Genomic DNA, 11,185 nt, shown 5'->3' with positions numbered 1-11,185 from the left:
AGACTGAGATTCATTCTAGCCGCAGGCAATCAGATGCCGTTCGTGGCATCTAACCAAGGTGACATGCAATCTTCGCTTCAAGACGTCTGCGCAGTCGTTGTTTCGTACCATCCCGATGATGCTGTGCTGCAAAACCTCGCGTTGCTGCGGCAACAGGTAGAGACCATCGTCGTTGTCGATAACGGCTCGACAGCAGAGGAAGTGGCGATGCTGCGCGAGCGCGCCCCAGGCAACTTCCATCTCATCGAGAACACGCAGAACCTCGGCATCGCCACGGCGTTGAACCAGGGCGTTCGCTACGCGCAGGCGCAGAAGGCCCAGTGGGTCTTCCTCTTCGATCAGGACAGCTCGGTCACCGAAGGCTTTGTCGAGCAGATGCTCTGCTTCGCGCAGGAGACACCCTTTGCGCAGAAGCTCGCGATCACCGTGCCGCGCTACTTCGACAGCCGTTACGGCCATGTGCTGACGCCCCCGGGCGAGAGCGACGGTACGCTCGACGCAGCAACGACCTCCGGCAGCTTGACGCCGATGTGGGTCTTCGAGCAGGCAGGGCTATTTGCAGACGAGCTCTTCATCGACGGCGTGGACTATGAGTACAGCCTGCGCGTGCGGGAGCGCGGCTGGGTCATCGCCGAGTGCATGAACGCCGTGCTGATGCACTCGCCCGGCACGCCGACGTATCACTCGTTCCTCGGTCGTAAGGTGCAGGCGGCCAACTACTCGCCAATCCGCCGCTACTACCAGGAACGCAACAAGATCTGGGTCACGCGGCGCTATTGGAAGCGGTTTCTGCCGTTCATGCTGGGGCAGTTTGCCATCAGCGCGAAGGACCTTTTGAAGATGGCGCTCTTCGAGCCGGACCGCGGCAAGAAGATCCGATTCTTCTTCCGTGGCGTGGGCCACGGGCTGCGCGGCAAAACAGGTGCATACAACGCCAGGTAATGGTGCTATAATCGGACTGTAGCCGAGTTTCGGCTGCAAGCACCGCGGGAGACGACCACCGATGGATTCGGGTCGAGCCAGAGACCGCGAGCGCTGTGTTTCAACCAGCCGTACGATTGCTGGATGCTCTGGCTAGATGGTCGCTCGCTTGTGAGCAGACCTCGCCGTGCAGCAGCTTGCCAAGCGATACAGATTGCATTCTGATCTCCCCTACGCAAAGCTGATACCCGGAATCCATGTCGCCGAAGGATCGTCGCGCCTTGCGCCGCCTCGCGTCTCTGCATGCGTTTCACCCTTTTACCGACGCATAGGATTTTTACAACTTGTCTACACTTACGCTTGATTCCATCCTCAACCCCAAGCCGCTCGAAGTGGCACGCACCATTACGCAGGACCAGGCTTCGGCAGTCGTTTTCAACGACTTCAAGCTCTCCGATTCGCTGAAGAAGCGCCTCGCAGACGCAAACTACGTGACCCCCACGCCGGTGCAGGCTGGCGCGATTCCTCCCGCGCTCGAAGGCGAAGACATTCTCGCCACCGCATCGACCGGAACGGGTAAGACCCTCAGCTTCCTGGTGCCGATGATCGAGCGCCTCGAAGACATCTCGAAGCCCTCCACGAAGTCGCACAAGGAGCCGATTCTCGCGCTCATCCTGCTGCCGACGCGTGAGCTCGCAATGCAGGTGCTCGAGAACTTCCACAAGCTTTGCCCGACGACGAAGAACGACTCCGTGCTCGTCGTAGGCGGTCTCAGCGAAAACGGTCAGCTCGACGAGCTGAAGCGCGGCCCGCGTGTGGTCGTCGCTACCCCGGGACGCCTCGAAGACTTCCTCCGCCGCAAGGCCATCCGCCTCGATGAGGTCGACATGCTCGTCCTCGACGAAGTGGACCGCATGTTGGACATGGGCTTCCTGCCGGCCATCCGCCGCATCGTCGGCGCGCTGCCCAAGGACCGCCAGACCATGTGCTACTCCGCTACGCTCGATGCGAACATTCGCGAGATCGTGAAGGAGTACGTCACCAAGCCCGTCCGCGTGGAGATCGGCAACACCTCGAAGCCGAGCGACCGCGTGGAGCTGCGTGCGTACATCGTCATGCAGGACCAGAAGCTTTCGCAGCTCGACAAGATGCTCGCTGAAGAAGAGGGCACGTTCATCGTCTTCGCGCGCACCAAGCATGGCTCGGACCGCGTCGCTCGCAAGCTGGAAAAGCTCGGCCACTCGGCTGAAGTGATCCACGGCGACCGCTCGCAGGCGCAGCGTTCGCAGGCCCTGAAGCGCTTCGCCGATGGCCGCGCCCGCATCCTCGTCGCTACCGACGTGGCTGCACGTGGCATCGACATCTCGCACATCGCGCACGTCGTGAACTACGACCTGCCGAACGGTTCGGACGACTTCGTTCACCGCATTGGCCGTACCGGCCGCGCGGGCGCGAAGGGTGTTGCGACCACGTTCGTCACGCCGCTCGAAAAGGGCGACGGTCGTAAGCTCGAGCGCGAACTGAAGATCCAGTTCCAGTGGCGCGAAGCCGACAAGAACCTCGCGAAGGAAGAGCGTAACGCTCCTCTGGACCTCGCTTCTGCTGACCTGCTCTCGCTCGAGACGCGCTCGTGGAAGAGCGAGTCCGGCGAATCGGCACCAGCGCCGCATGCCCAGCACCGCGGACCGAAGTCGTCCAAGGGCCCGCACTCCGGCGGTGGCCGTCCTCACGCGGGCCACTCGCGTGGCGGCCGTCCGGGCGCAGGTTCGGCTAACGGCAGCAGCCGCAGCGGCAACGGTGGCGGACGCCCCGGTGGCAACCGCCGTCGCCGCAGCTAACTTTTCTCTGTAGGACTTTACTTACAGCCGCGAGCCTCGTGCTCGCGGTTTTCTTTTTGGGGTGCTTGTGAACGATCCTTGGCTCGCAGGCGCCTTCATTACAGCTCGGACGGAGAGCATGCAAAAGGGGCGAGACACTCGATGCGCTTTCGCATCTCGTATCTCGCCCCTCGCATCTTTCTGCGAAGCAGAATTACATGTTCGTGTTGCCGGCGCGCATGTCTTCGTTGAAGGTCGGCTTGGTGAAGTCGACGCCTTCCTCGAGCAGCGTGAAGAACTCGTCGCGCTTGGCGGCAAGCTTTTCGGTCGCCGAAGCCCAGCCCGCGGCGTTGATCGTTACCAGGCCTTCGCTCGCGAGCGCAGCCAGCGCCGAGTTCAGCTCTGCCGTGGTGGTGTTCATGTACTGTGCGTCGCGCGGATCAGCCACCCAGACAGGCTGGTTGTCACCGAGCACGTGGCTGAGCCAGAAGACCTTTCCTGCAACGAACTCCTTGCGCTGATCAGCATCGGTGTCGTTGAAGATGAAGCGGTTCTGCTTGGGCGAGTAGTAGCGCGTGGTCACGGGTACGATCTGGCGGTTGCCGGTCTTGGTCATTTCCAGCTGACCCTGATCGAGCGTCTTGCGCACGGCGTTGTAAACGAAGCTCTCGGCAAACGGCTGTTCCAGCGCGGGCAGAACCTCGGCGAAGGTGCGCGTCATTGACGCCGAAACCTTCGCATGCAGCGTCGGAGCTTCGCCGTTCTCGAGGTGCATCTGGCCGTGGACGACGAAGGTGTCTGCGCCCGAGGTCGAGCCGTGGAAGGGCCACGCGTAGTCGCTGAAGCTGACCGGGATACCGAGCATGGTGAGGTACACATCCGGGCGCGGGTTTTTCAGGCGCTCTGCGGCTTCGGTGAAGAAGACGTTCAGCTGCTCGGTGAACTTCGCGTTCGACGAGTCAAAACCTTCGCTCAGCTCGAGCCTGGTGCTCTTTGCAGGATCAGAGGCGAGCGAGACGACGGCGCGCACGGTCGGATTGCCGGCGAAATCGGTGCCTGCTTCAGCAGGCGTAAGGACGAGGCCGGCAGCCTTGGCGGCGGCTTCTACATGCGCTCCCAGCGCGTTCGCTACAGTGCTCATTGGATTCCTTCAGGAAGAAAAATCTTGCTCAACGGACGCAATGGCCCGGACCTGTTTATTTTACCGTTTCGGCGCGCTCTGCGCAGTGGTTTCGACTTGTCTTCGGCCGCGGCATGGGAGAAGATGATCGCACTCACTCCATCTTTTCTGTCCGAGGCCTCGCTGTGAAACTCTTTCTGCGCCCCGTTGTCGCTGTTCTTCTGTTGCTTGCGCCGTGCGCCCTGCCTGCGCAGACCGACACCGCCTATGCCAGCGACCCGGCCTTTCAGAAAGCGCTGCAGGAGGCGCGGCTGCAGGAAAAGCAGCACCAGTACTCCTTCGCGCTGGACCAGTACAAAAAGGCCAGCAAGGTGGCCGGTGGCAAGTGCATGGCCTGCCTGCAGAAGATCGTGATGATCGACGAAGGACTCCACGATTGGAAGCCGGCGCTGGCGGCGATTCTGCAGGAGGAAGCGCTGGCCTCGACCCCGATCGAGCGGTCGCTGGCCTACGCCGAGCACGCGAACATCCTCATCGGGCAGGCCGGCGACAAGCCGAAGCCCGAGCCGCTGAAGCAGGCGCATGCGCTTTACCAGCAGGCCATCGAGGCTTATCCGCACAACATCTCCGCGCAGTTTCAGGACGGCAAGGTGCTGACCATGATGGGCGACAATGAGCACGCCAAACTGGCCTTCGCCGATTGCGCCAAAAACTGCAGTCCGAAGGACCCGTCGCGCGTCCGCGCCCAGCATTTTGCCGAAAACCCCGAGCTTTCGCTGCACAAGATGGCGCCGGCCTTCGAGGTCACCGCGCTCGACGGCACACGCTTCAACCCGGACACGATGCGCGGCCGCGTGGTGCTGATCGATTTCTGGGCCACGTGGTGCGGCCCCTGCAACGCCGCGCTGCCGGAGCTGAAGCAGATCGCAAAGAAGTTCAAGGACGAGCCGCTGACGATCATCAGCGTGAGCTGGGACAAGGACGAAAAGGCGTGGAAGGAGTTCATCGGCCGCAACGAGATGACCTGGACACAGTACCGCGACGCCGACCACAAGCTTTCCGATCGCTTCGAGGTGCAGTCGATCCCGCACTACTTCACCATCGACTCCGACGGCGTGCTGACGGCGGAGATGGTCGGTTCGGATTCGAACGTCGAGTCGAAGATCAAGAAGCTGATTGCGAAGGCGAAGGAAGCGCAAAAGCTGCAGCCCCAAGTCGCTCAAAATGAGCGGTAGTTGCTAATCGACTCAACCTCGGCTAGCATCCAACAACGGAGACCGGCCTGCAAAGCAGGTGCGGGCGACCACTGCAGGTTGAACCAATACTCTTTGAACAGGGGTTTGGCTCGTGCGAAGGTTCGGTGTGCTATGTCGGCCAGTCCCGAAAGCCTAAAGAACCTCGGCTAGACCCCACCGCTTACCGGCGGGTTCACCTGCAACTCGTTTCACGGCCCAGCGGGTCGGTCTTCTCAAACTTCAGGGTCCAGGGCTTAGGGCCCAGGGCTCAGAAGACAAGCGGCACGGCGGTTCTGCTTTCTGGACCCTGGGCCCTGAACCCTATACCCTCGCCTTTATGCCTAGCCCCCATACGCTCCGCACGAAGAAGCCTCCTTATGACACGGAAGCGGCTGTGGCCGCGTTGCGCGCGGCGGATCCCAAGCTCGCCAAGCTGATGGACAAGGCAGGGCCGTTCACCATGCGGATTTCGCCGCGCCAGTCGCCATTTGAGGCGCTGGTGGAGGCGATCATTTACCAGCAGGTGCATGGCAAAGCCGCTGCGGCGATCCACGGACGCATGCTCGAAAGCTTTGAGCCGATCTGCGGCTTCGGCGTGCACCCCTCGCCCGAGCATCTGCTGGAGTGCCCGACCGATCAACTTCGCCACGCGGGGCTTTCGCACAACAAAACGCTTTCGCTGCGCGACCTCGCCGCGAAGACGCTCGACGGCACCGTGCCGACGATGGCGAAGATCAAAAAGATGAGCGACGAGCAGATCATCGAGCACCTGGTGCAGGTGCGCGGCATCGGCAAGTGGACCGTGGAGATGTTTCTGATGTTCCGACTGGGTCGCCCGAACGTGCTGCCCGTTGGCGACTACGGCGTGCGCAAGGGCTTCGCGCTGACGTACCTCGGCCTGAAGCCCGACGTGAAGGTGACGCCGGACCTGCTCGCAACCGCGGAGCAGATTGAGAAGCGCGCAAAGAAGTGGGGCGAGTGGCGCTCGGTCGCAAGCTGGTACATGTGGCGCGCCTGCGATGTTGCCGCCGGCAAGATCGTGCAGCCGGAGTAGCCGCGATGCTCGCGCGTCGTTTGCATGCGGCATTGGCGATGTTGGTGGTGATCGCAGCAGGCATCGCGTGGCGTTACGCGCCCCTGCATCTGCCGCGGTTTGCGTGGAAGTATGGCGGCTCCATGCTGTGGGCGGTGGCGGTGTACTGCCTGTGCGTTGTCTTGCTGCCGCGGGCTTCCGTGCGCGTCGTTGCGCTGATCGCTGCAGTGCTCGCGCTTGCCGTGGAGCTGAGTCGGTTGATCGCGTGGTCGCCGCTCGATGCATTTCGCCATACATTAGCGGGCAAGTTGTTGCTGGGAGCGATCTTCTCACCGCGCAACGTTGTCGCGTATTGGTTGGCGATTGCGATTGCGACGCTGGTGGATCGTCAGCGCAGAGCGCAGGCTCATCAGAACTCCTGATGCGGGCTTGGTGCCACTGTCGAAAGGCATCTTCCAACCAGAGTGTCAGTGATCCCAACGTGTCAGAAGAGCGTCCCTCTGCGAGAACGGGTGCCCCATGTCTCGATTTTTGAGACATGGGTTTGCAGGATGCGCGAGGAAGCTGTGGCCGCTCACCCGTCAGCATAGAGCTGCGTACGGAGGGGGCACCTGGATCGGTGGGAGCACGGCGACTTCCAGCGAATGAAAAGCTAGAAGCCGGAAGCTGGCAGCTAGAAGCTGCCTTTCGTTATCCTGAACCTCATGCCGCGTAACGAAAACAATTCGCTTCAGACTGCTGCACCGCAGCACTACGTCTGCGTCCACGGCCACTTCTACCAGCCGCCCCGCGAGAACCCCTGGCTCGAAACCGTTGAGATTCAGGAGTCCGCCGCGCCGTATCACGATTGGAACGAGCGCATCACGGCCGAGTGCTATGCGCCGAACGGTGCCTCGCGCATTCAGAACCTGCAGGGCCAGATCACGCGCATCGTCAACAACTACTCGCGCATGAGCTTCAACTTCGGCGCGACGCTGCTGAGCTGGCTCGAGGAGTACGCGCCGCGCACCTATCGCATGATTCTCGAGGCCGACGCCGCCAGCGCGGAGCGCTACAGCGGCCACGGCTCGGCGATGGCGCAGGTCTACAACCACATCATCCTGCCGCTCGCCAGCGAGCGCGACGCGCGCACACAGATCCGCTGGGGCATCGCCGACTTCGAGCATCGCTTCGGCCGCAAGCCTGAGGGCATGTGGCTGGCCGAGACGGCCGTGAGCCGTTGGGTGCTTGACCTGATGGCGCAGGAAGGCATCAAGTTCACCGTACTCGCGCCGCACCAGTGCGCACGCGTGCGTGCGTTGGACCCCAGCGAGATCGCCGCGCCGCGCACGAACGCGCAGGCTGCGGCGGAGAAGCAGTTCAAGCGCCGCGCCTCCGGTGCTGTGGATGCGACCGCAGAAGCTGCGCCGAAGACCGCTGCAAAGAAAAATGAAATTGAGTGGCTGGAGACGAACGATCAGTCGGTCGACACGACACGTCCGTATCGCGTGAAGCTTGATGAAGGCCGCTCGATTGACGTGTTTTTCTACCACGGCCCCAACTCGCGCGCGATCGCGTTTGAAGGCTTGCTGAACTCCGGCGAAATCTTCGCCAAGCGTCTGCTCACGGCGATTGATCCGAACCAGCCTGCCGATCGTCCGCAGCTTTCGCATGTGGCCACCGACGGCGAAAGCTACGGCCATCATCATCGCCACGGCGAGATGGCGTTGAGCTATGCGCTGCATTGGATCGAAGAAAACAAGCTGGCGATCCCGACGAACTACGGCGAGTTCCTCGCGAAATTTCCGCCGCACATGGAAGCCGAGGTTGTCGACGAAAGCTCGTGGAGCTGCGCGCATGGCGTGGAGCGTTGGCGTTCGGACTGCGGCTGTAATGGCGGCAAGCCGTGGCATCAGCGTTGGCGCGCGCCGTTGCGCGAGGCGCTCGACCTGCTGCGCGACCAGACCGCGCCGCTCGCTGAGAAGCTGGCGAAGACGCTCTTCAAGGACGTGTGGGCTGCGCGCGATGCCTACATCGAGGTCGTGCTCGACCGTTCGCAGGCTTCCACCGAGCGTTTCTTCTCCGAGCATGCCACGCATGAGTTGAGTGCGGAAGAGCGCGTGACCGCGTATGAACTGATGGAGCTCGAACGCCACACGCAGCTGATGTACACAAGCTGCGGCTGGTTCTTTGACGACATCTCGGGCATCGAGACGGTGCAGATCATCGCCTATGCAGGCCGCGTCATCCAGCTTGCGGAGCAGCTCTTCGGCGCAGCGGGCAAGAGCCTCGAGGCGGAGTTCTGCGCGGTGCTCAGCAAGGCGGAGTCGAACGTTGCGGAGATCGGCAACGGCGAGGAAGTGTACAAGCGCTACGTGGTCGGTGGTCGTCTCGACCTCGAGCATGTGGGCGCGCACTATGCGATCAGCTCGATGTTCCGTGCCTATCCCGATGCGGGCGATCTCTTCTGCTTCGACGTGTATCGTCGCTCGTTCGATGTGTTGGCGTCGGGCCGCGGACGCTTCGCGTTTGGCCGCGCCACCATCAAGTCGCGCATCACGGAAGAGAGCGAAGATGTCTGCTTTGCCGTGCTGCATCTCGGCGATCAGAACCTCTCCGCTGCGGTGCGTCGTTATGACTCCGCCAAGGACGATGGGTTGTGGGACGCGTTTGCCGAAGCGGCCTCCGAGGCTATCGCACGCGCGAACCTGCCGGAGCTGATCCGCCTGACGGACCGCTTCTTTGGCGGCTCGATGTACTCGCTCACGTCGCTCTTTGCGGACGAGCAGCACAACATCATGAAGAGCATCCTCGACACGACGATGGATGAGGTCGAGGGTTCGCTGACGCGCATCTACGAGGAGCACGCCACGCTGCTGCACTTCCTGACGGAGAGCAACATGCCGGTGCCTCCGGCGCTGGCGCTCACGGCGGGCTTTGCGGTGAACGCGTCGCTACGCCGCGCGCTGGATGCAGATCGCTATGACACCGCGGAGGTCTCGCGCCTCGTGCGTCGTGCCATGATCGACAAGCTCGCGCTCGATGCTCCGGGGTTGGCGTATGCGGCGGACCGTCGCATGAAGCGTGCGATGATGGCGCTCGAACAAGCCGAGCCTGCGGGCACGTTGTCGGTGTTGAACGAGACGGTCGCCACGGCAGAGAGCCTGCGCTCGCTGCCCATGGACATCAACCTCTGGCAGGCGCAGAACATCTGGAACGACATGCTGCGGCGCGAGAGCGCGAGCGAGTGGTCGGTGGAGTGGCGTGAGGGCTTCCGCAAGCTGGGTCACGCGCTGAACCTCAGCGTGGATGACCTGGTGGTCGAGCACGGCGTCGCAACGTTCTAGCTCCAACCATGATGTCGGGTGCCCCACGTCTCGATTCTTGGAGACGTGGGAGAGCGAGGATGCTTGCGGTGCTGCTTCCTTGCTCTCCGAGGAGTTCTCTGGAAACCCAGGTCTCAGAAGCGAGACCTGGGGCACCCGTTCGTGGTGAGAGATAGCGCTAGCGGAGCGCGAAGGCGACAACGGTGGGGCCGGGGAACGCAGCGCGTTCTTCGGCCTTTTCAATGAGCGCATACTCTTCGTCGCGCCAGCTCTGGTCCATTTCGCAGCGAGCGACGTCCTCGGCAGGCGCGTTTACGAAGCAGAGCTCGCAGACGGTGAGGTGATCGTCCTCGTCGCGCATGGGCGGACCGAAGGTGCGGCACTGCACCGGGCGCCACGCGTAGACGTCGCAGGTGCCGGTGGCGGGGTCGAGCGCGGGGCAGACCTCGTCGTTCGCGAACTCTTCAAAGGCTTCTTCGTGTTGCTCCTCGGTGAAGAGTTCGCCGGTCTCGTCGTTGCCGGGAAAGCCGAGCGCGCGCAGGCGTTCGCGGCTGGTGGCGGCGCGGGCGAGCACGGTCCCACGCAGCTCTTCGCCGAGGCTGGCGAGCCCTTCGCGCAGGCTCTCCACATCGAGCGGCGAGACAGGGAAGACGCCGACGCAGCACTGGTGGCAGCCGGGCTTGCAGGCCAGCCATGTGCCCGAGCGTTCTGCAGCGGACTCCAGCGCTGCGTCGATGATGGGGAAGAGTTCGTTCACGAGACGAAATCAGTTTATCGGCTGCTTTTGCATCGTGACACGCATGGCGCGCGTCCTAGCTTGCATGAGCACTTTTGAAACACTCACTCGCAATAACTCCTCGCAGCGTGGCAAGACGTGGTTCATTACGGGCACCAGCTCGGGCTTCGGCTTCCTGCTGGCCAAATACCTCATCTCGCTGGGTGCGAACGTGGTAGCGACGGCGCGTCGCGCCGATGTGCTGGAAGAACTCGAAGCCAGCGCGCCCGCACAGGTGCAGCGTCTGGCTCTGGATGTGACCAAGCCCGCGCAGATCGACGCTGCTGTGAAGGACGCGCTCGCGCGCTGGGGCAAGATCGACGTGCTCGTGAACAACGCGGGCTACGGCTTGACCGCTGCTTTTGAAGAGGCGCACGAAGACGAGTACCGCCCGATGTTTGAGACGAACGTCTTCGGCCTCATCCAGATGACGCAGGCGTTGCTGCCGCACTTCCGCGAGCGCCGCACGGGCAACATTCTCTTCCTCTCGAGCATTGGCGGACTCGTCGGCCTGCCGGGATGGGCGTTCTACAACTCGACGAAGTTTGCGATTGAGGGTCTCGGCGAGGCGCTTGGTGCGGAGCTCGAGCCGTTGGGCATTGACGTGACGATCGTGGAGCCGGGACCGTTCCGCACGGAGTTCCTCGGCACCTCGGGCAAGAAGTCGCAGAAGACGATTGCCGACTACGAGCAGACCGCCGGCAAAACGCGCGCCTACATGGAAGCACAGAACGGCAAGCAGGCGGGCGATCCGCAGAAGGCTGTAGAGGCGATGGTCGCAGCGGTCTCTGCGCCCAAGTCACCGCGTCACCTGGTGCTCGGAGCGCTGGCCTACAACCGCTTCCAGCAGAAGCTCACATCCTTTCAGGACGAGATGTCGCAGTGGAAGGAAGTCACGTTCGGCGCAGACTTCCCCGGCGTCGAGTCGGCAAATCCATACAAATAGAAGCGGCTACCTGTCACGTTTCGTTTATCAAAA

9 protein-coding genes and 1 other RNA gene are annotated in these 11,185 nt (G+C 62.5%); 8 read left to right on the top strand and 2 right to left on the bottom strand.

Annotated features, from left to right (window positions below; all coding sequences use genetic code 11):
• The first annotated feature begins 63 nt into the window (after positions 1–63).
• Entirely contained in the window at positions 64–942 is an 879-nt protein-coding gene (locus OHL11_RS00295; RefSeq protein ID WP_263369471.1) for a glycosyltransferase family 2 protein, read from the top strand.
• A gap of 323 nt (positions 943–1,265) precedes the next feature.
• Complete coding sequence (locus OHL11_RS00290; RefSeq protein ID WP_263369470.1) at positions 1,266–2,759, top strand: DEAD/DEAH box helicase; 1,494 nt, start codon at positions 1,266–1,268, stop codon at positions 2,757–2,759.
• 193 nt (positions 2,760–2,952) lie between these two features.
• Here OHL11_RS00290 and OHL11_RS00285 read toward each other — a convergent pair whose 3' ends face one another.
• Positions 2,953–3,879 (bottom strand): hypothetical protein, encoded by a 927-nt coding sequence (locus OHL11_RS00285; RefSeq protein ID WP_263369469.1) that lies wholly within the window; start codon positions 3,877–3,879, stop codon positions 2,953–2,955.
• A gap of 164 nt (positions 3,880–4,043) precedes the next feature.
• On the opposite strand from OHL11_RS00285, the gene OHL11_RS00280 reads away from it, so the two are divergent.
• The 5 genes from OHL11_RS00280 (at position 4,044) to OHL11_RS00260 (ending at position 9,452) form a co-directional block, all read left to right on the top strand.
• Entirely contained in the window at positions 4,044–5,093 is a 1,050-nt protein-coding gene (locus OHL11_RS00280; RefSeq protein WP_263369468.1) for a TlpA disulfide reductase family protein, read from the top strand.
• A gap of 41 nt (positions 5,094–5,134) precedes the next feature.
• Positions 5,135–5,323: non-coding RNA, 6S RNA (gene ssrS / locus OHL11_RS00275), on the top strand.
• A 107-nt stretch (positions 5,324–5,430) separates the two neighbouring features.
• A complete protein-coding gene (locus OHL11_RS00270) occupies positions 5,431–6,147 on the top strand; it encodes a DNA-3-methyladenine glycosylase family protein (protein ID WP_263369467.1) in 717 nt (238 codons plus the stop codon).
• A gap of 5 nt (positions 6,148–6,152) precedes the next feature.
• Positions 6,153–6,548 (top strand): ribosomal maturation YjgA family protein, encoded by a 396-nt coding sequence (locus OHL11_RS00265; RefSeq protein WP_263369466.1) that lies wholly within the window; start codon positions 6,153–6,155, stop codon positions 6,546–6,548.
• 282 nt (positions 6,549–6,830) lie between these two features.
• The gene (locus tag OHL11_RS00260) at positions 6,831–9,452 is read left to right on the top strand and encodes a DUF3536 domain-containing protein (RefSeq protein ID WP_263369465.1); all 2,622 of its coding nucleotides are present in this window, start codon (positions 6,831–6,833) and stop codon (positions 9,450–9,452) included.
• 157 nt (positions 9,453–9,609) lie between these two features.
• On the opposite strand, the gene OHL11_RS00255 is transcribed toward OHL11_RS00260, so the two are convergent.
• Positions 9,610–10,188 (bottom strand): YkgJ family cysteine cluster protein, encoded by a 579-nt coding sequence (locus OHL11_RS00255; protein ID WP_263369464.1) that lies wholly within the window; start codon positions 10,186–10,188, stop codon positions 9,610–9,612.
• Positions 10,189–10,252: 64 nt separating this feature from the next.
• On the opposite strand from OHL11_RS00255, the gene OHL11_RS00250 reads away from it, so the two are divergent.
• The gene (locus OHL11_RS00250) at positions 10,253–11,152 is read left to right on the top strand and encodes an oxidoreductase (protein ID WP_263369463.1); all 900 of its coding nucleotides are present in this window, start codon (positions 10,253–10,255) and stop codon (positions 11,150–11,152) included.
• Positions 11,153–11,185: the final 33 nt, after the last annotated feature.

The sequence above is a fragment of the Granulicella cerasi genome (genome assembly GCF_025685575.1).
Classification (GTDB): Bacteria; Acidobacteriota; Terriglobia; order Terriglobales; family Acidobacteriaceae; genus Granulicella; species Granulicella cerasi.
This window is presented reverse-complemented; position numbering and strand designations above follow the sequence as displayed.